The sequence below is a fragment of the Ruegeria sp. CK1 genome (assembly GCF_056536545.1).
This window is the reverse complement of sequence record NZ_JBQFPX010000001.1, coordinates 644,811-668,752: the sequence shown is the minus strand read 5'-3', so window position 1 is coordinate 668,752 and position 23,942 is coordinate 644,811. Positions and strand designations below refer to the sequence as shown.

At 54.8% G+C, this 23,942-nt stretch carries 19 protein-coding genes; 8 read left to right on the top strand and 11 right to left on the bottom strand.

The genetic code is table 11. The features are described 5' to 3' along the window. Positions 1 to 3 precede the first annotated feature (3 nt). On the top strand, positions 4 to 870 hold the full coding sequence (locus tag ACR0L3_RS03235) for a dioxygenase family protein (RefSeq protein WP_480743590.1): 867 nt from the start codon (positions 4 to 6) through the stop codon (positions 868 to 870). 140 nt (positions 871 to 1,010) lie between these two features. On the opposite strand, the gene ACR0L3_RS03230 is transcribed toward ACR0L3_RS03235, so the two are convergent. Together ACR0L3_RS03230 and ACR0L3_RS03225 are read right to left on the bottom strand one after the other, a co-directional pair. After that, entirely contained in the window at positions 1,011 to 2,108 is a 1,098-nt protein-coding gene (locus ACR0L3_RS03230; RefSeq protein ID WP_480743588.1) for a Gfo/Idh/MocA family protein, read from the bottom strand. Positions 2,109 to 2,120: 12 nt separating this feature from the next. Then, positions 2,121 to 2,831: a GntR family transcriptional regulator gene (locus ACR0L3_RS03225; RefSeq protein ID WP_480743587.1), complete on the bottom strand. Its 711-nt coding sequence runs from the start codon at positions 2,829 to 2,831 to the stop codon at positions 2,121 to 2,123. 106 nt (positions 2,832 to 2,937) lie between these two features. Here ACR0L3_RS03225 and ACR0L3_RS03220 point away from each other — a divergent pair, with 106 nt between their 5' ends. Genes ACR0L3_RS03220 through ACR0L3_RS03195 form a run of 6 tightly spaced genes read left to right on the top strand, consistent with a single transcriptional unit; the run spans position 2,938 to position 8,515 of the window. Beyond that, positions 2,938 to 4,092, top strand: a complete 1,155-nt coding sequence (locus ACR0L3_RS03220; protein WP_480743585.1) for an LLM class flavin-dependent oxidoreductase — start codon at positions 2,938 to 2,940, stop codon at positions 4,090 to 4,092. After that, positions 4,092 to 4,982 carry an aldo/keto reductase gene (locus tag ACR0L3_RS03215; protein ID WP_480743583.1) on the top strand — a complete coding sequence of 297 codons (891 nt, stop codon included), beginning with the start codon at positions 4,092 to 4,094 and terminating at the stop codon, positions 4,980 to 4,982. Before ACR0L3_RS03220 ends, ACR0L3_RS03215 begins: the two co-directional genes overlap by 1 nt. Beyond that, the gene (locus ACR0L3_RS03210; protein WP_480744656.1) at positions 4,982 to 5,497 is read left to right on the top strand and encodes a flavin reductase family protein; all 516 of its coding nucleotides are present in this window, start codon (positions 4,982 to 4,984) and stop codon (positions 5,495 to 5,497) included. The genes ACR0L3_RS03215 and ACR0L3_RS03210 overlap by 1 nt, the downstream gene beginning before the upstream one ends. A 53-nt stretch (positions 5,498 to 5,550) precedes the next feature. Continuing rightward, positions 5,551 to 6,138, top strand: coding sequence for a TRAP transporter small permease (locus ACR0L3_RS03205; protein ID WP_480743581.1), 588 nt, complete (start codon positions 5,551 to 5,553; stop codon positions 6,136 to 6,138). After that, the gene (locus ACR0L3_RS03200) at positions 6,139 to 7,428 is read left to right on the top strand and encodes a TRAP transporter large permease (protein ID WP_480743579.1); all 1,290 of its coding nucleotides are present in this window, start codon (positions 6,139 to 6,141) and stop codon (positions 7,426 to 7,428) included. A 25-nt stretch (positions 7,429 to 7,453) separates the two neighbouring features. Further along, entirely contained in the window at positions 7,454 to 8,515 is a 1,062-nt protein-coding gene (locus ACR0L3_RS03195; RefSeq protein ID WP_480743577.1) for a TRAP transporter substrate-binding protein, read from the top strand. Positions 8,516 to 8,546: 31 nt separating this feature from the next. Here the strand turns inward: ACR0L3_RS03195 and ACR0L3_RS03190 are convergent, their stop codons facing one another. Beyond that, entirely contained in the window at positions 8,547 to 9,017 is a 471-nt protein-coding gene (locus ACR0L3_RS03190; RefSeq protein WP_480743575.1) for a tetratricopeptide repeat protein, read from the bottom strand. Between the two features lie 15 nt (positions 9,018 to 9,032). On the opposite strand from ACR0L3_RS03190, the gene ACR0L3_RS03185 reads away from it, so the two are divergent. After that, the gene (locus ACR0L3_RS03185; protein ID WP_480743573.1) at positions 9,033 to 10,301 is read left to right on the top strand and encodes a cytochrome-c peroxidase; all 1,269 of its coding nucleotides are present in this window, start codon (positions 9,033 to 9,035) and stop codon (positions 10,299 to 10,301) included. A gap of 206 nt (positions 10,302 to 10,507) precedes the next feature. On the opposite strand, the gene ACR0L3_RS03180 is transcribed toward ACR0L3_RS03185, so the two are convergent. The 8 genes from ACR0L3_RS03180 to ACR0L3_RS03145 are packed head-to-tail and all read right to left on the bottom strand — an operon-like array spanning position 10,508 to position 23,794. Beyond that, positions 10,508 to 12,139: an alpha-D-glucose phosphate-specific phosphoglucomutase gene (locus tag ACR0L3_RS03180; RefSeq protein ID WP_480743571.1), complete on the bottom strand. Its 1,632-nt coding sequence runs from the start codon at positions 12,137 to 12,139 to the stop codon at positions 10,508 to 10,510. Further along, entirely contained in the window at positions 12,127 to 14,127 is a 2,001-nt protein-coding gene (malQ, locus tag ACR0L3_RS03175; RefSeq protein ID WP_480743569.1) for a 4-alpha-glucanotransferase, read from the bottom strand. Before malQ ends, ACR0L3_RS03180 begins: the two co-directional genes overlap by 13 nt. Next, complete coding sequence (glgX, locus tag ACR0L3_RS03170) at positions 14,124 to 16,229, bottom strand: glycogen debranching protein GlgX (RefSeq protein ID WP_480743568.1); 2,106 nt, start codon at positions 16,227 to 16,229, stop codon at positions 14,124 to 14,126. The genes malQ and glgX overlap by 4 nt, the downstream gene beginning before the upstream one ends. Continuing rightward, positions 16,226 to 17,662, bottom strand: coding sequence for a glycogen synthase GlgA (gene glgA / locus ACR0L3_RS03165; protein WP_480743567.1), 1,437 nt, complete (start codon positions 17,660 to 17,662; stop codon positions 16,226 to 16,228). The genes glgX and glgA overlap by 4 nt, the downstream gene beginning before the upstream one ends. Position 17,663: 1 nt before the next feature. Continuing rightward, positions 17,664 to 18,923: a glucose-1-phosphate adenylyltransferase gene (gene glgC, locus ACR0L3_RS03160; RefSeq protein ID WP_480743565.1), complete on the bottom strand. Its 1,260-nt coding sequence runs from the start codon at positions 18,921 to 18,923 to the stop codon at positions 17,664 to 17,666. Positions 18,924 to 18,951: 28 nt separating this feature from the next. Then, positions 18,952 to 21,159 (bottom strand): 1,4-alpha-glucan branching protein GlgB, encoded by a 2,208-nt coding sequence (gene glgB, locus ACR0L3_RS03155; RefSeq protein WP_480743563.1) that lies wholly within the window; start codon positions 21,157 to 21,159, stop codon positions 18,952 to 18,954. Next, entirely contained in the window at positions 21,156 to 23,534 is a 2,379-nt protein-coding gene (locus ACR0L3_RS03150; RefSeq protein ID WP_480743562.1) for a glycogen/starch/alpha-glucan phosphorylase, read from the bottom strand. Before ACR0L3_RS03150 ends, glgB begins: the two co-directional genes overlap by 4 nt. After that, the gene (locus ACR0L3_RS03145; RefSeq protein ID WP_480743560.1) at positions 23,531 to 23,794 is read right to left on the bottom strand and encodes a helix-turn-helix domain-containing protein; all 264 of its coding nucleotides are present in this window, start codon (positions 23,792 to 23,794) and stop codon (positions 23,531 to 23,533) included. The genes ACR0L3_RS03150 and ACR0L3_RS03145 overlap by 4 nt, the downstream gene beginning before the upstream one ends. Between the last annotated feature and the right edge of the window lie 148 nt (positions 23,795 to 23,942).

Below are 23,942 nucleotides of genomic sequence, written 5' to 3'. Positions count from 1 at the left end.
AAGATGCGCTCTGTCACCAAAGACAATATCACCGACGTCTTTATGGGATACTTGTCCAAGGACACCGATCCGAGGATGCGTGAAATCATGGGGTCTCTGGTCAGGCACCTTCATGACTTCGCGCGAGAAACCAATCTGACGCATGAAGAATGGCGCGCGGGGATTGCTTTTCTCGAAGGATGTGCGGCTGTGGAAGCCGAGGACCGGCATGAATTTGTGCTGGCATCGGACGTGCTGGGCCTGTCGTCACTGGTTGATATGCTACATTCCAGTTCTGACGCGACAAACTCTTCTGTACTTGGCCCATTTCACGTTTCAGGCGCCCCCCCGCTGCCAATCGGTGGCGACATGAAGCGTCACTACGGTGGGCCGGTTCTTCTTGCCGAAGGCGTTATTCAGGATATCGAAGGCAACCCGATTGCCGGAGCAGAACTCGACATCTGGCAAACCGCGCCCAATGGAAAGTACGCAAGCCAGGATGAAGAACAGGACACATATTCCTTCCACGGCCTGATGACCGTAGGCAAGGACGGTCAATATGCCTTCACTACCGTGAAGCCGGTTGAATACACCGTTCCGTCGGATGGTCCTGTTGGGGATATCTTACGCGCATGCGGGCGTCATCCGTGGCGCCCGTCGCACTTGCACTATATCGTCAAGGCACCCGGCTACCGGCCTCTGGTGACTGAGATCTTTCCCGACGACGATCCCTATTTAGATCAGGACACAGTGTTTGGAGTACGAGACGATCTAGTGATGACCTATGTTGAACGGCCCGCTTCAGAGTTTCCTGATGGCATGGAACTTTCTGGCAAGATCACCGAACCGTTCTTGCACGTGAAATTTGATGTGACGCTAGCCAGGGATTGAACGTCTAGCAGACCCCACATTTACTTGCGCCAAGGTCTACGTTTCTGGTTTTGGCGACAAGTACCGAAGCAGTGAAAATTCACAAGTCCTGAGGTGTTCTTGGGTGGGGTTGCAAAATACAACCCCGCTTCCAAGCCCGCTCAGTCGACAAGGTGTACTGTTTCGCCGGTGATTATTGCCTGTTGCGCCGCTTGTCCCATCCTTACGGCCCATACGCCGTCTCTCAAGGAAACATCAGGGCTCGCCTTTTCACCCCGAAGCACGGCCAGAAACCCCTCGTGCTGATAGTAGGTAGACCCATTGTGGTCCCCAGCCGCCAGAAGCCTGGCGTCGACTGGGATATCCATCGAGGCAGGTCCTTTGGGATCGCGAGGGCTAACAATCACCTTCGGCGTTGGGGGCTCCCCCAGATGTTCCGGCCAAAAGCGTCCGGGCCCAGGGACCAGCGCCTCGATTTTAGCGTCTGGTCCAACAGCGGAAATTTCTTCTTGATAGAGAGAGCCTTCAGCAAACATGCAAAGCTCCAACATTGCGCGCGCGCCCGACGCAAAATCGACAATGACATAGCCATGGTCCAGAATATCCGGCGTTTCGCCGTCGTAACTCTCGTCCAGATGATTCACGGCCTGTCCACCGCTTGCCGTTATGCGCACCGGGTCGGATTGCAGTATCAAGCGCATGAGATCGAAAAAGTGACAGCACTTTTCAACAAATGTCCCGCCGGTGTTTTGATTGAACCGGTTCCAGTTTCCAACCTTTTCTAGAAACGGAAAGCGGTGTTCCCGTATCGATAGCATCTTTACGCCACCTGTTGCCTCGGCTTTCTCTATCAGAGCTGCAATCGGGGGCATGTACCGGTATTCCATCGCAACCCAGATTGGGCATAGGTAGTCACGCTGCAACTGTTCTAACCGGGCTGTATCCTTTGGATCTGTGAATAGCGGTTTTTCAACCAACATTGGCAGCGGACGCGTATCTGCAACTTCGCAGATTTGGTCCACATGCAGATGGTTCGGGCTAGCAACCACAATGCAGTCCAGTTCCTCAACTGCCAAAAGCTCTTGCACCGAACCCACCATGGCGGCGGTCGTAGCAATCGCTTTTGCCGCCCTTGCCATCTCGGGTTCGGGCTCAAAGATCGCGGATACACGAGTGCCTTCCAGCAAACCGATATTGTGCAAGTGCTCTTGCCCCATCATACCGCATCCAATCAGCCCGTAATTGATGGTCCGGGTCATGCGCGTTTCCTTCTACTTCAGTCGTTGGACGTAGTTGGCCCGATCTGGGTCGAACCATGTTTTCGAGAATTCAACGGGTGCAGCGTGTTCTGACCAGCTGAACCGTTCGATATATCCTGCAGCCTGGCCGGCAAGCTTGGTAAACTCTGGCGGCGTCCATTCTGGTAACGGACGAACTGAAACCCTGTCTTCGGCTCGTGTAATCCAAAAACCCAACTGGCGCTGATAGTACCTATAGAGAGAGTCAGACAAGAGTGTTCGGTCAATAAGACCAACTGATTCGTCTAGCCAAATTTCTTCGACGGCTATGATTGTATCATTCAGGTAGCGCATCCGACGTACCCGCGACCCGGTGTCGAAGGTCCCGAACTTTGGCAGATCAGATGGTTTTTGCAGATGATCAACTGACAGGATATCCGCACGCGGCAAACCGCCCCCTTCTGGTAGCTCAAGCCTGAACATCGCATAGACGCTGTTTTGTGTTCCGGTCTCACGGATGTAGTTACCCGAACCTTGGATGCGCTCTAGCATCCCCTTTTTTTCAAGCTCGGCGAGCGATTTTCGCAACGTCCCAACCGAAACTCTCAACTCAGCTGCCATCTCGCGCTCGGGTGGTAAACGTTCGCCGTCAATAAGGCGGCCTGCAGCGATATCGCGGATCAAAAGTTCTGCGATCTGTATATAAACCGGCAGAGCGTTCGGATTTCTGTTAGCTGCGGTCATTCGGGACGCTTCACTCGGTCGCAGGAAAAATTGATACACTATTGATCTACATCAAAGCGATTGCTACGCAAGAGGAAAAGCGAAACCGACGCGGAGCCCGATTCAGATGACAATAGTCCCTATCACGTCCCCTGATCTGGACTCGGCAGAGGTTTCATGGTTCGCGGCATTGTGTTCGGACGACTACCAGTTTCTGGGCGTACCGGACGGTGATTTACGGTCCAGTTGGGAACACTGCTCGGGCATAGTAAAAGAGGCCGAGGCACAAGGGTTTCGCAACATCCTGTGCCCGTCTTCCTATCAGGTCGGGCAGGATACGCTAAGCTTCGTTGCAGGGTGCGCGCCGGTTACGGAAAAAATCAACATGTTGGCTGCAGTGCGTTGCGGTGAAATGCAACCTATCATGCTGGCGCGCACCATCGCCACGCTGGATCACATGCTGAAAGGTCGACTGACCGTCAACATCATCTCGTCGGATTTCCCCGGTGAAAAGGCGGACAGCGCTTTTCGCTATCAGCGCTCGCGCGAAGTTGTCGAAATCCTCAAGCAGGCTTGGACACAGGACGAGATCAACCACTTCGGCGAAGTCTACAACTTTTCGGGCCTGACGGCTGATCCGGCTAAACCTTACCAGACCGGCGGACCACTATTGTACTTCGGTGGGTATTCTCCCTCGGCTCTGGAACTATGTGGCGAGCACTGCGATGTCTACCTCATGTGGCCAGAAACAAAGGACCAACTGGCGGAAAGAATGAAGGCCGTACACGCCGTGGCGAAGAACTATAACCGGACATTGGATTACGGTCTTCGGGTCCATATGATCGTAAGAGACACGGAAGCCGAGGCGAAAGAATATGCAGAATTCATCGTCTCGAAGTTGGATGATGAATATGGTCGCGCGATCCGAGAGCGCGCGCTTGACTCAACCTCACTAGGGGTCGCACACCAAGCCAAAAACCGCGATCTGGCGGACGAATATGGGTATGTGGAACCTGGTCTTTGGACAGGTGTTGGTCGCGCGCGGTCAGGGTGCGGTGCGGCACTGGTCGGATCGACCGATCAAGTTATGTCCAAGATCGAAGAGTACCAAAAGATAGGCATCCGCGCCTTTATCTTCTCAGGCTACCCACATTTGGACGAGGCCAAACATTTTGGCTCCCGCGTGTTGCCGAACCTGAAAACCTGTTCTCTTCCAGAAGCTTACGGAAGGGTTCCCAAGACGACCCCTGCTACACCGCTGGGCAACGGAGTACGCCACTAATGCAACGTGTGAAACTGTCGGACTCGCTGGAAGTAAGTCGCCTTGTCTATGGCATGTGGCGCTTGGGCGACGACACGGATACTTCTGCTGGCCATGTCGAGACCAAGATACAAGCTTGTTTGGATCAGGGTATTACCACATTCGATCAGGCCGACATCTATGGCGACTACAATGCCGAAGCCGTACTGGGAGCGGCTCTGCGGGCCAACCCAACGCTGCGACAGAAAATGGAGATCGTTACCAAGTGCGATATCGTCGCGCCCTGCGGACGGTATTCCCACGCGAAAGTCAAATATTATGACACCTCTCGCGCCCACATTCTGAAATCGGTTGAGACGTCTCTGACCGAGATGGCAATTGATCATATCGACTTGCTGCTGATCCACCGCCCTGATCCATTTATGGACCACAATGAAACCGGAGCGGCATTGGACGAAGTTGTCGCCAGCGGAAAGGTGCGCACGGTTGGTGTGTCGAACTTCCGCCCTTGGGACTGGTCCTTGCTGCAATCGGCAATGAAGACACAACTGGTTACCAACCAGATCGAAATCTCATTGGGCGAGATCAGCCCTTTCACCAACGGCGATCTGGCGTTCCATCAGCAGCATGGCCAACCAGTGATGGCATGGTCGCCGCTGGGTGGCGGTGTTCTTATGGCTGGGAATCCTCCGGTTGGTGTGGTCGCGGACGAGATCGCGGCAGTGTTTGGTGTGGACCGCGCGGCCGTGGCGATTGCCTTCCTGCTCGCGCACCCGGCGGGCATTCTTCCGGTGATGGGCACCAACAACATAGACCGCATCAAAAGCATTTCCGACGCTTTGAAGGTCAAGCTGGATCGCGAGAGCTGGTTCCGCCTTTATGAGGCGGCGCTTGGACACGAGGTACCATGATGAATGCAATCTCAAAGGACATGACGCACACATTCGTCCCGCACAAGGACGACACCCGCACCCTGCGCGACGCCTTTGGCCGCTTTGCTACCGGCGTAACTATCGTGACCTGCGACAGCGAAGACGGCCCAGTCTGCATCACGGCAAACAGTTTCTCGTCCCTTTCACTAGACCCACCATTGATCATGTGGGCTGGAGACCGGAATTCTCGTCGGTTCCCCTACTTCCAAAAAGCGCGCCATTTCAGCGTTCACGTGCTGTCATCCGAGCAAACCGAGCTTTGCTTTGGTTGCTCGAAAGACGCCTTTGCCCTGAAAAACATCAATCACGACCGTTGCGACAATGGTACGCCGATCCTGCCGGACTGTCTGGCGCGGTTTGAATGCGACAAGCACGCGTATCACGACGCAGGCGATCACGTTATTGTGGTGGGTAAGGTTCTCAAGGCCAGCATGGCGGACGGAGACGCGCTGACCTTTTACGCCGGAAGACTCGGCCAATTCGCGCAAGAATAAGCGCGTTCTGATGACTGCAGGACCAACCTGCAGCTGAACAAGGGAGGATCCGCATGGGCGGATTAACATCGGTGCTAGCACCGATTGCGTTCATGAATGAAGCCGCGCTGCGCCTGGGCCGCGCGGTTGGAATCGTTGCGATAGCCCTGATGGTGATCGCAATCCTGATCCAAGTCTTCTTCCGATACGTTCTAGGCAACGCCCTACCCTGGCCGGATGAAGCCGCCCGGTTCTGCATGCTCTGGATGACCGGCCTGATGGCCCCTACGGCGTTTCGGCGCGGTGGTTTTGTTGCCATCGACATGGTGCCGATGATGCTGCCCCAGATTTTAGGTCAAATACTTACCCTATTCCTGCTGATCGTGTCGCTGGCCGTGCTTCTGGTGGCTGTGAATATCGGCTGGTCCGAAGTCACAGGCTTCGGCGGCAAGTTCGCGACTGCCGCACTGTATTTACCCACCTCGTTCGGGTTTGACGAATGGTACCGCATCCCGCGCAGTTGGATGATGGCTTCGCTGTTGGTCGGTGTCATCCTGCTGATCGCGGTGAACATCGAGCTGATCCTTCGGTCAGTTATCACTTTGATGGGCGGCGGTGACCTACTGCCCGAGATTGCCGACGGACCGGTGGGGGCTGAATAGATGCTGATCTGGTTCCTGCCCACCTTTCTGATCTTCCTGATGATCGGCCTGCCAGTGTTCTTTGCACTGCTGGCAGCCCCCGGCATCCTACTTTGGCTAAATGGTCAGACCAACGATATCACCTTGCTATATCGCAATGTCTACAATGGTATGGACAGCTTTCCGCTGATGGCTATCCCCTTCTTCATGCTGGCCGGAGAACTGATGAACCGAGGCGGCATTACAATCCGTCTGGTCGAGTTCAGCCAAGCGCTTATGGGGCATTTTCGAGGTGGCCTAGCACATGTGAACGTGCTCAGTTCGATCCTTTTCGCTGGTTTATCTGGGTCCGCGGTGGCCGATACATCTGCGCTGGGATCAATGCTGATCCCGGCAATGGAAAAACAAGGCTATACCCGCCGCTTTGCCGCCGCCATTACAGCCGCCAGCTCGGTAATCGGGCCGATCATTCCGCCCTCGGGCATCATGATCATCTATGCTTACGTAATGGGCGAAAGCGTAGCGGCCTTGTTCCTTGCAGGCATTGTACCGGGCGTCATGGTCGGTGTCGGTCTCATGCTTATGATCAAGGTCATGGCCGACAAGTACGACTTCCCAGTCGCCAGTCAGAAATACACTTGGGGTGAGCGCCGTCAGGCCAGCCTCAAGGCTTTCTTCCCCCTTTTAACGCCAGTCATCATTTTGGGCGGAATTCTGGGTGGCATATTTACCCCTACGGAGGCTGCTGCAGTTGCCGTGGGCTATGCCTTCATCATTGGCTTCTTCGTACTGCGGACACTGACGCTGAAAGAGGTGCCCGAGATTCTCAGCAATGCCGGTCTGACTTCGGCCGTGGTCCTTTTACTGGTCGGCGCCGCGATGGCGTTCAAAACGGTGGTCAGCCTCAGCCACGCACCCGAGCAGTTGGCGTCTTTGATCCTGAATCTGTCCGAGAACCCTTTGATTCTTCTGTTTCTGATTAACCTGCTTCTGTTTATCGTCGGCATGTTCCTAGATGCGGGCCCTGCGATCATTATCCTTGGTCCGATCCTTGCCCCGATCTTCACCAGCCTCGGCGTCGATCCGATCCACTTTGCCATCATTATGAGCGTCAACCTGACCGTTGGCCTTGCTACACCACCCATGGGACTGGTTCTGTTCGTGGCCGCCGCCGTTTCACGCGAGAAAGTGGAAACCATCGCCAAGGCCATCCTGCCGTTTCTGGCGGTCGAAATCATAGTGATCTTTTTGATCACCTATGTCCCCGCAATATCCATGACGATCCCGAGGATAACGGGATTTGCAAACTGAACTGAGTGTCACAGGGAGGAAACGCATGCTCAGAGACTTCATCAAAACCGCAGCGGTGGCGACATCGCTGCTGGCTGCGTCCGCCATTGCGGCGACAGCGGCAGATTTCACGCTACGCGCCACCGCAAACTCCAACGAAAACGACGAGGACTATGATGGCCTGATCGTCTTCAAAAACTATGTCGAAGCGGCCTCAAACGGTGCCATCGAGGTAGAGCTGTTCATCGGTACACAGCTCTGCTCGAATGGCGCGGAATGTCTGCAGGGTGTAGCAGACGGCACGATCGACATTTTCATTTCCACGTCCAGCGGAGCCTCTGGTATCTTTCCGTATGTACAGGTTTTGGACTTGCCGTACCTGATGGCCGACGACCGTGTGGCCGAGCATGTTTTGTCTGGCGACTTCACTCGTAAAATGCGCGAAATGGCGCTGGAGGATTCTGGCGGCTCAATCCGTCTGATGACGATTGGCAACACCGGTGGTTGGCGTAATTTCGCCAACACTCAGCGCCGCATCGCAGAGCCCGCCGATATGGAGGGCTTGAAGATACGTACTGTGGTCGCCGACCTTCCGCAGGAGCTGGTCAAAGCACTTGGCGCGTCTCCCACTCCGATCCCTTGGCCGGAATTGTTCACAAGCTTCCAGACCGGTGTCGTTGAAGGCTCGAAAAACGGTATCACCGATATCATGGGTATGAAGTTCCCGGACGCCGGCCTGCAATACCTCACGCTGGATGGGCACGCCTACATGGGAGCCATGTGGTGGATGAACAACGCCAAGTTCCAGGAAATGCCCGAGGATCTGCGCCGTGTGGTCGTCGACGGGTTTTATGCCTTGCAACAAGCCACGTTTGCGTCGCCCAAACGCAAATCTATTCAAGCTTATCAAGATTTCGTTGAAGGCGGTGGCGATCTTTACGTCCCAACGCCAGAGCAGAAAGCTGCGTTCAAAGAGGCCGCAACACCAGTCTACGACTGGTTCCAGTCCAACGTAGCCCGCGGTGACGAGATTTTTATTGCTCTGACCGAGGCAGTTGCCGCGGCAGAGGCGGACGTGAACGCCGCACGCGACGCTGATTTAAACTAAGTTGTTTGGTCGGGCCATTTTGGCCCGGCCTTCACCGAAACGGGTACATCCACCCCTTGTAGTCGTTGACCAGAATATGCGCCTTTTCGATCTGCTCCGGCGACATTTTCTTGACCACTTCCTCAAGGCTGATCGCCGCATCGGGATCGCCACCAATGGCACTGAGCGTGTACCACATGTAAGCCCTCACCAGATCGGGCGCAGGCATACCCAGACCCAGCTCGTAATACCAGCCAACCCCCGATTGCGCCCCTGGATGCCCTTTCATCGAGGCTCGCAGATACCACTCAAACGCCCTCTCGTAGTCCTGATCAACTCCGAGCCCGAGGCCATACATTACACCGATCAGTTCCTCGGCTTCTGCGTTCCCCGACCGGGCTGCTGGAAGCAGTTCCTCGCGTGCAGCCTCAAAATCTCCATCCTCCATCATGTCGCGGGCTTGCTCCAATTCGGCCAGCACCGGGGTCGCGAGGCAACAAAGAGCAAAAACAAACTGGCGCATGGATTATTTTTCCTTTTGGTCGGCTCGGCCGCAGCGCAGGATTTGCCGCGCCCTCTGACCGATGATGACTTTGTTTCCTTTGATATGGATCAGGCAACAATAGGTCATCAACTGTTTTACGACGCAATCCTATCAGGCAATCAGAACATCGCTTGTGCCCATTGCCACCATCCAGACTTTGGCACCTCGGATGGGTTATCACTGGGTATTGGCGAAGGTGGCAAAGGACTTGGACCGGATCGCACACCGGGCACAAGAGCCGACAAAATCCGCAAACGTATCCCCCGAAACTCACCGGGTTTGTGGAACCTTGGGGCCAAGGACATTCACACGGTTTTCCACGATGGTCGCCTTAGCATCTCGGACGTCTACGACAATGGTTTCAATTCTCCGGCTCAAGAGTGGCTGCCTACTGGGCTGAACTCTCTGCTCGCTGCGCAAGCCCTGTTCCCCCTGACCTCGCAGTTCGAGATGGCCGGAAACGTCGCCGAAAACCAAGTCACAGGCGAGGTCCACGATCGCATCGACAAGGGTTGGCCGATTTTGGCGAAACGGGTTCGCACCGATCCGCGCTATGGACCTGCCATGGTCGCTGCCTTTGATGAAATCGAAAGCACTGATGAAATCACAATCGCCCAAATTGCAAACGCACTGGCGGCTTTTATGGCCATTGAATGGCGCAGTACCGACAGCCCGTTTGATCAATATCTGTCCGGCAAGACCGATGCGCTGTCGACCGCACAAAATGAAGGTATGACCCTGTTTTACGGGAGGGCGCAGTGCTTCACTTGTCATTCAGGTCCCTTAATGTCGGATCAGAAATTCTATGCGCTGGGCCTGCCGCCATTTGGGCCGGGTCGAACCCGGCAATGGGATCCCTATGCCCGTGATGTCGGGCGCATGGGGGAAAGCAACCGCCAAGAGGATGCCTATAGGTTCCGCACCCCGATGTTGCGCAATGTTGCCTTGACTGCACCTTACGGTCACAACGGCGCTTTCCCCGATCTTGAAAGTATCATTCGCCATCATTTGAATCCTCAGGCGAGCTTGGAAACTTGGCAACCTCAGATGGCTGCATTGCCAGACGTTCCATGGTTAAAAGAGGCTGATTTTCTGGTTTGGGAAGACCGTCTTGAAATGGACCGTCAACGCAACAAGATCGACATTCATCCGATCGAACTGTCGGATTTGGAAATTCAAAACCTCATTGCTTTTCTACACTCTTTGACAGGCACAAGCGTGAATTCACCCGTTTTTGGAGTTCCCAAGGATTTTGTTCCTTAACAGAATCCATTTTCATCAGAGCTATCACACAAACCCAAAGCAATCTTACTAAGCCTTAAGCACGGCCATTTAGATTGTACGCACAACATCACCTTGAAACGGGTGGTTTCGGGGTTTGTTAGGAAGAACTTAAAAGGCAATTTTTTAAGTCAAAGGGTGTAAAAGCCCCCTTCCCTGCTAAACGCAAGCTTTCCTAGTAAACCTAGTCATGTCCTAACGTCTGGTTCTTGTCTGTCGCAAATCTCGGGGAGTCGGGTTATTTGAGCCATTGCTAGGGCGACGCCTTCCAATGCCGACTGAGTTTCCATCAGCAGATCTCCGTCGCTGGGTGTGAACTGCTCTAGATAGATGCGGATCGTGGCACCGTCTGTTCCCGTACCCGACAGGCGGATCACACCGCGGCTGCCTTCTTTGAAGAAGATACGAATGCCTTGGTTTTTACTGACCGAACCGTCAATCGGATCCTCATAGGAGAACTGATCCGCTTTCGCGACGACTAGACCTCCTGCAGTGCTTCTAGGAAGTTCGGGTAGCCGATCTGTCAATTCAGAGAACATTCTGGCGGCTTTTTCACTGTCCACAGCCTCATAATCATGACGCGAATAATAGTTGCGGCCATAGGTTTGCCAGTGATCTTCCATGATTTTCCGTACGGAAACCCGACGCTCGGCCAGGACATTCAACCACAGAAGTACGGCCCACAAGCCGTCTTTCTCGCGCACATGATCCGAGCCGGTGCCTGCACTTTCCTCTCCGCACAGCGTGATGCGACCCGCATCGAGAAGATTGCCGAAAAACTTCCAGCCCGTCGGAGTTTCATAGCAGTTCAATCCCAAGTCTTCAGCCACACGATCGACAGCCGCACTGGTGGGCATCGAACGTGCGACCCCGGCCAACCCTTTGGCATACCCCGGCGCAAGATGAGCATTGGCCGCCAGAATAGCCAAACTATCAGACGGCGTGACGTAAACGCCTTTGCCCAAAATCATGTTTCGGTCGCCATCCCCATCCGAAGCAGCCGCAAAGTCAGGTCCATCTGCGGACATTACCAAATCCACAAGAGGCTTCGCCCAAATCGGGTTTGGGTCAGGATGACCTTTGCCAAAATCGACCGATGGCACTGCGTTCATCACCGACCCCTTTGGGGCGCCCAGCTCTTCCTCAAGTATGGCAGTGGCATACGGTCCGGTAACCGCATGCATTGCGTCAAATCGCAAAGTGAACCCGTCGGAAAGAAGGGCTTTGATCCGGTCAAAATCAAATATTTCGCGCATCAGCACCGCGTAATCGGTGACTGGGTCCACAATTTCTACAGTCATGCCTTCTAGTTCTGATACGCCGATCTGGCCGAGATTGATGTCGTCAGTTTCGAGCGTGTGATATTCGGTAAGTCTCTGCGATTGTGTGTAAAACTTCTCTGTCAGGTTCTCAGCGGCCGGACCGCCATTGGCACTATTGAATTTCAGGCCGAAATCCTCATCAATTCCACCCGGATTGTGACTGGCTGACAGAATTAAACCGCCATCTGCCGCACGCTTACGTATCAAATTCGACGCGGCGGGCGTGGACAGCAGACCATTCTGGCCAACAATCGCGCGCTTCGCGCCGTTGGCGGCGGCCATGCGCAAAATGATCTGGATCGCCTCGGCGTTAAAATACCGTCCGTCGCCCCCAATAACAAAAGTTTTGCCCGCAGCTCCGTCTATGCCGTTGAAAATAGATTGGACAAAGCTCTCAAGATAACCGGGTTCCATAAAGACGCGCGTCTTTTTTCGCAGTCCGGATGTCCCGGGTTTCTGACCTGAGAACGGTGTGCAGGAATGCGTCACGGAAGGCATTGATCAGTTTCCTTGTGTTGAATAGCGGCAGGGGCGCCCCTCGCCGTCTCCATCGAATTGCGTATTTCGTTAAGACCTTTCACGGCGGCAAACTCCTCAACGGCCACTGGCGAGGGTCGGCTCCAATTTGGATGCTCGTCAATCGTACCGGGCAGGTTCTGGGCTTGCTCACAACCAAGTAAGTCGTCCAGTTGCACCGTCACCAGTTCTGCCGGGCTATTGCCCAATGCACTGTGCACAGCGCGGCGGACACCATCCAATGTGGCGTCTGGTGGTATCCCGCAGTGCTGACGAAGCGAAGTGCGTTGAATTGCCCGCGCTCCGTGCTGCCGAGCAGCCTGCTCTTTCGACAACCAGCCAATGGTGCGCCACCACTCGATATCACGCCCTCGCCAGAACCCCCTGATTGTAGGTGTGTCGTGAGTGCCAAAACAGGCCATACTGAACGGCCGCAATTCCTGCGCAGCCCGTAAGGCGCCTTGCGGCGTGCCTTCAAATTGCCAGACCGAATAACTGTAAAGGCCAGATGTGTTTAGGCGTTCGCGGAACCCATCGGGCACAAGCCCTAAGTCCTCACCCACGACACAGCAATGATTGCGCCAGGCTTCGATGGCCACCACAGCCAGTAATGCGTCGAAAGGTTGTGAGATGTAGCCACCCGGGCTGCCATCCTCAGGCACCCAGAAACTGCGCATCAAGCCCAGTACATGGTCGATCCGGATAATCCCGGCTTGCGCCATAAGTTTCCTCAGCAATGTTCGGAAGGGTTCATAGCGGTTTGCCGAAAGTTTGTTGGGAGCGAAGGCCGCCAAAGTCCATGATTGCCCAGCCGGGCTGAGCTGATCAGGCGGCGCCCCAATCGACACGCCTTGCGCAATCAAGTCCTGATGCATCCAGACCTCAGCACCGCCGGGTCGCGCCCCAACTGCAAGGTCAAGGTAAAGGCCCAGCGCCATGCCAGACCGAAGCGCAACCTCTTGCGCCTCCTTGATCTGAGAATGAGCCCGCCATTGTAGCCAGGCGTGGAAAAGATCTCGGGAAGTTTCTGCGGCCCCTTCGGGTTGGCGCAAATGCATAGGCCAGTGGCGGAAGTCGCCGCCATGCGTTTCGCTGGTTCTTTCGAATGCCGCGAACTGAACCAATTCCTGTCCTTCAGCCTGACGAAAGGCCTGAAAATCGTAACGTTGGGCCGTTGTCGCGGTTTTTTGAAATCGCTGATAGTCCGCTTCCAATTCAGGGCGATGCTTTTCGCGGAAAGCCTGATAGTCGATCAACGTTTCACCTGAAACTGCTTCAAGCTGAGTGCCCGTTGCAATGTGATCGATGTTCAAAAAGCCACGGTGAGACGGCGAGTACGGACTGATGGTGTCATTTGCCGCCCATCCGAGCGCGTGGACAGGGTTAATCCCAAAGTACATTGCCCCTGATTGACCAATAGCAGACATCGCCCGACCGAGGTCAGCGTAATTTCCCAAACCAACGTTTGGACTGGAACGCAACGCATAAACTGAGCCCGAAACACCCCATCCCTTCTGCTGTCCGGTTAAGCTAGCGATCGTTGGCGCATGTATCGGGCGACTAAGTAGGAACACTTCGTCACAGCGATCCGCGCCACGCAAAACCAAGGTAAAATACCCTACGGGCAAAGGTTGAACCGTGACGCTTGTATCCCCACGACCCGCTTGAACCTCGTGGCCTTCGTCATCCAAGACATGCCATTCACACGGCTGGGTAAGCTCAAACTCAAAAGGCGCTTCTGCCGGGATGACCCGTTCAGTCGGGATCGCTCGCGCTGTCCGTTCTGCTTCACGTCTCTGCAATGCTTCGGCGACAGCGCTGTCAGTATCAACTTCAATGCCCAGCCCGCGTAGCATCGCTTTCAGGGTCTGCGGGTTCGCCGTCTGATACTCTCCGTCCCAGGCGTAATATCCCAGATGGATGCCGCAATCCCGTGCCAGCTGACGTAGCTTGTCATCGCTACCCGTCATTCCGCCAACCGTTCTTTCAAGACAAAAGCAGCCACCGAATTTGCAGGAATTTCTGTCGTCGAAGTGATGATTTCAATGGAAGACTGATGAAAAACCGAAGTGTCAATTTCTTGGCGCCAAACCCTTTCTCCGCCTGACGGCAAGCGCAAATTTAGCGCCTCTTCTTCTCTGTTGAAGGCCAACAGGACCACGTCGGACAAAGCGTCACCCGCGACACACTCGGCACACCCGCGCAAAATCAGACACAGGTTGGACAATCCGGGATCACGCCAATTCAGCGGTGATCCGTCCATTGCGCGCCACTCGACATCTGGATGTCCATCTGCCCGCTTGGCACCGTGCAGAAACCGGTTTTGGTTCAGAACGGGATGTTTAGCCCGGAAACTCGATAGCGCTGCGGTGTATTCGACCAATTCTTCGTCGAGCGTGCTCCAATCGATCCAACTGACTGGGTTGTCCTGACAATAGGCGTTGTTGTTGCCGTTTTGGGAATTACCGCCTTCGTCTCCGGACAGCATCATTGGGGTGCCCTGCGACAGGAAAACGGTGGCCAGCATATTGCGCATCCTCTGCAGGCGCGCGGCGTTCACATCGGGGTCGTCGCTTTCACCTTCTGTGCCGAAATTATCGCTGTAGTTGCTGTAATGCCCATCGCGGTTTTCTTCGCCATTTGCGGCATTGTGGCGTTGAACGTAGCGGGTGGTGTCGGCCAATGTAAAACCGTCATGCGAGGCTGCAAAATTAATCGAAGACGAGGCCGGCCGCCCCTTGGTGTCAAACAAATCCGCCGAGCCCAACAAAGCCGAGCCCAAATCCTGCGCAGAATGCCCGTCGCCGCGCCAGAACTTGCGAACCGTGTCGCGATAGCGGTCGTTCCATTCTGAAAACTCGGGCGGAAAACGCCCCAACTGATAACCACCGGGACCAACATCCCAAGGTTCCGCGATCAGCTTGACGCCTGCCAGAACTGGGTCTTGCCGCAAGGCGTCCAGAAAACCACCGCCTATTTCGAACCCGTGCGCCTCACGTGCCAATGTCGTGGCCAGATCAAAGCGGAAGCCGTCGACACCCATGCACTGCACCCAGAACCTGAGGCTGTCCATAATCATGCGCAGCACAAACGGATGCCTGACTTTCAGGGTGTTTCCAGTACCGGTATCATTCACATAATAGCGAGGCTGACCGTCGGGCAGCAGGTAGTACGAAGCATTGTCGATCCCGCGAAAACTCAGCGTTGGTCCAAGATGATCGCCCTCAGCGGAGTGGTTGTAGACCACATCCAGAATGACTTCGATACCGGCTTCGTGAAACCGGTCGACCATTGCGCGAAACCCGAAAACACCAGACGGTCCAAAATAGCGAGGCTCGGGCGCAAAGAAACCCATCGTGTTGTAGCCCCAGTAATTGCGCATTGAACGTGCACGCAGCGCACCTTCGGACATAAACGCATGGACAGGCATGATTTCCACAGCCGTGACACCCAGTCGCGTTAAGTGATCCAAAACAGGCTGTGACGCGAGCCCGTCATAAGTGCCCTTCAGGGCGTCAGGAATATCAGGGTGCAGCATCGTAGTGCCCCTGACATGCGCCTCATAGATGAACGTCCCGTTCCAGCACCGCCCAAGCGTGACACCATCTGGTGAAAAGCTGTCGGGATGCGAAACGACGGATTTAGGCACGTACGGCGCACTATCGCTCTCGGAGAATGACAGATCCCCGTAAGGGGAATTCGGCAAATAACCCAAAATGGCCGGATCGTGGGCCACGCGACCGTGGAACTCGCGTGTATAGGGGTCAATCAAAAGCTTGTTGGCGTTAAACCTGTGCCCCCGTTCCGGTGCGAAGGGACCATCGATCCGGTAGCCATACAATGCCCCGGGCTTCAGGCCGGGAACATAGCCATGCCAGACCGCACCGTAGCGCTCGGGAAGATCCAACCGGGTAACTTCAGTTGTGCCGTCGTCCGAAAACAAGCACACGCTAACGCGCGAGGCGTGCTCGGAAAACAGGGCAAAGTTTACGCCTTCGCCATCGAAATGCGCCCCCAGTCGCGACGGATTGCCCGGTTGTATAGTCAATTGCACGGGCCCGATATCCTTCATTCAACAAGCCCTTGATACAGCTGAGCGTATTCCTGCGCAGACTGATCCCAACCTACTGCTTGCCGCATCGCTGCGCGCTGCATCGTCTGCCACTTGTTCCCGTCCGCAAAGGTTTCAAATACCCGGCCCAGCACCGCCAAAATGCCGCTTTCGGACACCTCATCAAAGACAAATCCAGTGGCGCACCCGGCGCTAATGGCCGCGACATTGGCATCAATTACCGTGTCGGCCAGCCCGCCAGTGCGGGCGACGACTGGCAAGGTGCCATAACGCAGCCCATAAAGCTGGGTAAGGCCACAAGGTTCGAACCGCGATGGTATAAGAATGGCGTCGGAACCGCCTTGCAACAGGTGGGCAAACGCTTCGTCATATCCAATCACCGTTCCCACTGTGCCGGGAAAACGCTCGCTCGCGCTGGTAAAACCCTGTTCCAGCGCCGCGTCACCTGAGCCAAGTACAGCCAGTTGGCCACCACGCTCTGCGATATGCGGTAGAACATCCACTAGGGCGTCCAGCCCTTTTTGTTCCGTAAAACGGCTGATGACGCAAAACAACGGGCCTATGCTGTCGGGATCAAGCCCAACACGTTCAGCAATCTTGGCACGGTTATCAGCCTTCCGTCCAAGGCTTCGAGCATTGTAACCCCGGGCCAATGCAGGGTCGGAGGAAGGGTCCCACGTATCGGTGTCAATGCCATTCAGAATGCCACTGAGAATACCCGCTCGGGATTGAAGAACACCCTCAAGGCCCATCCCATACTGCGGCGTCAGGATTTCACGGGCATAGGTCGGACTGACAGTTGTGATCCGATCGGCAAACATCAAACCGCCTTTCAGAAACCCAAGATCGCCGTGGAACTCAAGCCCTTCAGAATGAAACCAATCACCTCGCAATCCCAGCTCGGACAAAACATGGGGGCCAAAACGGCCCTGATAGGCGATATTGTGGATGGTCAGAATGGATTTGGGTACATTTTGACCTGACTGCTTTAGATAGACGGGCGCAAGCGCTGCCTGCCAGTCATGTGCGTGAACAATATCAGGTTTCCAGCCATCGACACCATCAAGACCTACTCGCGCTGCGGCTTGTGCCAATGCTCCAAAGCGCAGATGATTGTCCGGCCAATCTTCGCCATTGGGGTCCGTGTACGGCAAGCCCGGACGATCAAACAGTTGCGGGGCATCCAGCAAAAGCAATTCAACGCCCTCGGCCGTAACCAACACAAGCTGCCCATACCCGCCTGGCAAATCGTCGAATTTAGCGACTTGGTGCCCGTCGCTGAGCAACGGCTGCAACGAGGGATAGGCCGGTAAAAGAATGCGGCAGTCGACGCCATGGTCGGACAGTGCGGCAGGCAGTGCGCCAACGACATCCGCCAGCCCACCGGTCTTAACGAAGGGCGCGCATTCCGAGGCAACCATCAGTACGTTCATATTACAGGTCCAGTCGATCAATCATCGCTTGAGTAATCAGGCAAACCCCGCCTTCTGTGCGTCTGAATCGCTTGGCGTCAAGCTTGGGATCTTCTCCTACTATCAGGCCAGGAGGGATTTTAACGCCACGGTCCACGACAACGTCCTTCAGATAGGCCCGGCGTCCAACCTCGCAGTACGGCAGCGCCACAACGCGTTCCAGCTGCGAGTAGGAATGGGTTTTGACACCGGTGAACAGCAGGCATTGATACAACGACGAGCCGGAAATTATGCAGCCGCCAGATACCATCGAAGATACCGCCTGACCGCGGCGACCTTCTTCGTTGTGAATGAATTTTGCCGGAGGTGTCAGCTCTGAATAGGTCCAGATCGGCCAATCGGTGGCATAAATATCAAGGCCCGGCTTGAAATCGGTCAGATCAATGTTGGCCTGCCAATAAGCGTCAATAGTTCCAACGTCGCGCCAATACGGTTTGTCCTCAAGCCCAGACATCACACAGGATCGGCTGAACGGATGCGCCATCGCTCCGCCTTCAGCGACGATTGTAGGGATAATATCTTTGCCAAAGTCGTGGCTAGATGTCTCCGACGCGGCATCGGCCTCTAGAATTTCATAGAGGTACTCGGCCTCGAAAACGTAAATTCCCATGCTGGCCAACGACATGTCCGGGTCACCCGGCATTGGCGGTGGGTCGGCAGGTTTTTCAACGAAACTAAGTATCTTGTCTTTTTCATCGACGTCCATGACGCCAAAGCCTTTGGCTTCTTCGCGCGGCACCTCTATGCAGCCAACCGTCACTTTCGCGCCGGACTGCACATGCTGCTCGATCATCAGCGAGTAGTCCTGCTTGTAGATGTGATCCCCTGCCAGAACGAGGATGTATTTTGGGCCGTAGCCCTTAAGGATATTGATATTCTGGGTGACCGCATCCGCCGTCCCCTTGTACCAGTTATCTTCGTTTAGCTGCTGGGATGCAGGCAGAATGTCCAAGGACTCGTTGCGCTCTGCCCGAAAGAAACTCCAGCCCCGTTGCAGGTGCCGGATCAGGCTGTGTGCTTTGTATTGGGTGGCAACACCAATTCGGCGGATGCCTGAATTCACCGCGTTGGACAATGCAAAGTCGATAATCCGTGTTTTGCCGCCAAAATAAACCGCTGGCTTCGCACGGATATCTGTCATTTCCTTAAGGCGGCTCCCCCTGCCACCTGCAAGAACATAGGCCATAGTCTGACTGGCCAATCTGCGACGATCTTGTTTCAACGGGTGTCCTCCCAATGATTGTTCCGGTCTAGTTGGGCCGGTATTCAAAGAAAACTGTGGCAAGCGGCGGAACTGTCATCACAACGGACTGTTCGCAGCCATGGGCTGCTACGGGTTCAGAGTTCAACCCATCCCCGTTTCCCTGATTGCTGCCACCATAATACATGGAATCTGTGTTCAAGCGTTCTGCCCAATGACCTGACAGAGGTACTCCAACGCGGAAATTGGTTCGGGTCACCGGGGTGAAGTTGGCGACAACCAAAACCGGTGCAGTATTGTCCGTGCCATACCGCACCCACGAAAACACCGAGTCGCTGGCGTTTCCGCCATCAATCCAACCAAACCCTTCCGGACGTGTATCTTGTTGATACAGAGCCGGCGTTTCACGATAGAGCGTATTCAAATCGCGCACCAACCGTTGCACGCCTGCGTGGTTAGGTTGTTCCAACAGGTGCCAGTCTAGACTTTGTTCATGGTTCCATTCGGCGCCCTGCGCGAATTCGCCCCCCATAAACATCAGCTTTTTGCCCGGATGGCCCCACATGAACCCGTAATAGGCCCGCAAGTTAGCAAAGCGTTGCCAGTCATCACCGGGCATTCTGCCCAGCAGAGACCCTTTGCCATGAACTACCTCATCATGGCTTAGGGGAAGCACGAAGTTTTCAGAAAACGCGTAGTGCAGTCCGAAGGTCATCTTGTCGTGGTGATACTTTCGGTTGACCGGATCTTCGGCCATGTACTTTAGGGTGTCGTTCATCCACCCCATGTTCCATTTGAAACCAAAGCCCAACCCACCTTCGGACGTCATTGCGCAGACACCCGGGAATGCTGTGGATTCCTCGGCAATGGTCATCCCGTCGGGATGGGCTGCGTATACGGCTTCATTCATTTGCCTCAGGAAATCAATGGCTTCAAGATTTTCGCGCCCGCCGTGTACGTTAGGCACCCATTCGCCCTCTTCCCGCGAATAGTCGCGATACAACATTGAAGCCACTGCATCGACGCGCAGCCCGTCAATGTGGTATTCATCCATCCAGAATTTAGCGTTCGCAATCAAATAGTTGGCAACTTCGGCCCGGCCATAGTTGTAGACCAGAGTGTTCCAATCCGGGTGATACCCCTCCTTCGGGTCGAGGTGTTCGTACAGAGCAGAGCCGTCGAACCTTCCTAGCCCGTGTGGATCGGTGGGAAAATGACCTGGCACCCAGTCGATGATCAGACCCATATCGGCCTGATGACAGGCATCCACAAGTGCTCGGAAATCATCGGGTGTTCCGAACCGCGCAGTGGGTGCGAACAGCCCAACTGGCTGATAACCCCACGAACCACCAAATGGGTATTCCGAGATCGGAGTAAGCTCGATATGGGTGAAGCCCATATCGCTGGCGTAGGCCACCAAATCGTTCGCCAATTCCCGATAGCTGAGCGAACGGTTTCCCTGTTCGGGAACATGCCGCCAGCTTTCCAGATGAACCTCGTAAACTGAAATCGGCTGATCCACTTTGTGGCGTGGACCTCGATTGGCCATCCATTTTGTGTCAGCCCAGTCGTAGTTCCCCAGATCGCGCACGACCGAAGCCGTTTTGGGCGGCAATTCAGAACCGAACCCAACCGGGTCGGCCTTTTCCGGTACCAGATGTCCGTCAGAACCTACGATTTCGAATTTATAGACTGTGCCTTCGCCGAGGCTAGGCATGAAAATCTCGTGCACTCCGGTTGCGCCCCGCCGCCTCATCACATTCCGGCGTCCGTCCCAACCATTGAAATCTCCGATGATCGAAACCCGCTGCGCATTAGGTGCCCAGACTGCGAAATGTACGCCGTCGCAGCCTTCATGCGTCGTTACATGCGCACCCAGCGCGCGCCACAGTTGCCCATGGGTGCCTTCGCCTAGCAGATACTCGTCAATTTCGCCCAGTACCGGCCCAAATGCGTACGGGTCCTGCTCGGTCCAGGTATCGCTTTGGCGTGTCAGCCGCAGCAAGTAAGAGAACCGTTTTTTTCTGCGCGGAATGACTCCGGCAAAAACACCGCTTTCTGCATCCACACGGGATAAAACGCAGAGCTTCCGCCCGGATTTCTGATCCAGAACCTCAACCGAGTCCGCCTCGGGGTGAAAGCAGCGGACGACTAAACGCCCGTCGACTTCGTGCAACCCAAGGACCGAAAACGGATCGCCATGTTCACCCCGAGCAATGGCGGCCGCATCACCATCTTGGATCAGGTCGCCGCTCATGCCGATTTACCCAGCGGTTTGGTCAAAACGCTATCCGCCTGCCAGATGTCGCGGGCATAACCCTTGATTGTCCGGTCGGACGAGAACCAGCCCATATTGGCGGTGTTCTGCAACGCCATCGCAGCCCAGTTTTGACGGTTGCGATATGCAACATCGGTGCGGCGCTGCGTATCGAAATAGCTGTCAAAATCGCAGGTGACCAGAAAGTAGTCGTGATCATAAAGCGTGCCGATCAGAGCATGGTAGCGGCCCGGCTCTTCTGGCGAAAACAAGCCTTCAAAAATCTGGCCCAAAACACGCTCTAGCCGTGGACTGGCGGCAATCGCGGCGCGTGCATATTCGTGCACCTTGCGTCGCTCCATAACCTCCTGTGCTGTCAGACCGAACAGGAAAAAATTGTCCGATCCCACATGATCGCGAATTTCGACATTGGCCCCATCCAATGTGCCGATCGTCAGCGCACCATTTAGGGCGAATTTCATATTCCCGGTTCCCGACGCCTCTTTCCCCGCAGTAGAAATTTGCTCGGACAGATCAGTGGCGGGGATCAAGTGTTCCGCCATCGTGACGTTGTAGTTGGCGGGGTAGACAACTTTCAGAAGATCACTAGTCAAAGGATCTGAATTAATAACCTTAGCCACATCGTTGATAAGTCGAACAATTTGCTTTGCAACATGATAGCCCGGTGCGGCCTTGCCCCCAAATATCTTAACCCGAGGTGTCCATTCAGCCCCTGGATTGTCCCGCATCTCGTTCCACAGCGCGACGGTTTCCAGAATGTTCATAAGCTGTCGTTTGTATTCGTGAATACGCTTGATCTGAACGTCGAAGATAGCATCAGGGTCAACGGCAACACCGCATTTGGCTGCTATCCAGTTCGACAGTGCTTCCTTGTTCTGACGTTTTGCAGCACTGAATTCGCTTAAGAAACTGCGATCTCCGGCGCGGGATTTAAGCTGCTTCAATTGTTCAAGATCAGAGACCCAACCATCGCCGATTTCGCGGGTAATCAGATCGCTTAAAACCGGGTTACAAGTGTGCAACCACCGGCGCGGGGTTATACCGTTGGTCTGGTTGATGATCCGTGCCGGGTGAATTCGGTTCAGATCGGCAAAGACGGTCTCTTTCACCAAGTCGGTGTGCAACGCCGATACGCCATTGACCTTGTGCGCCATGATAAAGGCCAGCTCGCCCATATGGACTTCGCCATTCTTCAGAATGCGCGGACTGCCTGGAAACTCATGTTGCTGTTTTTCGTCAATGGCTCGGATAATTTCCAGATGCCGCGGCAGAACACGGCCAAGTAAGCCCTCGTGCCACCGCTCCAACGCTTCGGGCAACAACGTATGATTTGTGTAGCCAAGGCAACGGCGCGCCAGTTGAATGGCTTCGTCCAACGGCAGGCCATGCTCATCCGTCAAAAGACGTATCAACTCTGGCCCGGCGATCGCCGGATGCGTGTCGTTAAGCTGAATAGCGACGGCATTTTGCAGTTCGCGAATATCACCATGGTCACTTAGGAAACGACGCAATAGATCCATGATTGATGCGGCGGTAAAGAAGTATTCCTGTTTCAGTCGCAGCTCTTTACCCGCGTCGGTCGTGTCATCCGGGTAAAGAACCCGAGAAATCGTACGCGCCAGCGCTTCTGAACGGCTGGCGGCCAGATAGTCGCCACGGTTAAAGCTTTCCAAATCGAAATCACTTTCGGGCTGGGCTGACCAAAGCCTTAGCGTGTTGCCCCAAGTCCCTTTCCACCCGACCACCGGTGTATCAAATGCCTGAGCCTGCACCGTGTCCGCAGGATGCCATTCTGCCTTACCGTCATGATGGGCGACGTAGCCGCCGAAAGAGATGCGATAGTGGACCTCGGGGCGCTCGAACTCCCAGGCGAAGCGTTGGTTCAACCAGGTTTCCGCCTTTTCGATTTGGCGGCCATCGACAAAACTTTGCTCGAACAGCCCATGCTCATATCGAATACCATAGCCGTACGCCGGAATACCCAGGGTGGCGAGGGAATCCATGAAGCAGGCCGCTAACCGACCGAGGCCCCCGTTGCCCAACGCAGCATCAGGTTCATCATCGAAAACGGTCGAAGCATCCTGACCAAGCTCGACCAAGGCCTTACGCACTTCTTGCGTCAACCCAAGGTTCGCGGTCATGTCTTCGACAAGTCGACCAATCAGGAACTCCATCGACAGGTAATAAACGCGTTTTGCGCCTGACTGGTATGTCTCACGCGTGCTTTCAAACCACGGATCAACGATCCGGTCGCGAAGCGTAAGAGAAACCGCCATGCGCCAGTCATAAGTCGAGGCATGTTCGGCATCCTTGCCGAGCGAGTAGGTAAGATGTTTTAGGATTTCTGATTTCATGACAGATCGGGACCAGGAGTTTTCTTAGGATTGGACTTTATGGCAACGCCTATACCATCAGACATACTGCCATGTTTCAGGAATTGGACACCTTCGGCTTCAAGCGTCGTACGCATAGCTTCGACAACTGTATGCTTTACCCCGCTTTTGCCGTTTTCAAACCGATGCACAGTCATATGAGAGACGCATGACAAATCCGCAAAGTCCTTCATAGACAATCCAAGCGCGTGGCGGGCCATTCTAAGTTGCTCAGGTTTCACGTTACTTCCCCGTCCCGTTAGAAATTGCACGTTGCGAGCATGTTCCTTGCGTGTACGTGTTCACTTTAGCTCCAACTCTTTCACAATTTAGGCGACCGGAAAATTATCCCCATCGACAGGTATTTTTGCAAAGGTGCAGACCAAAAGA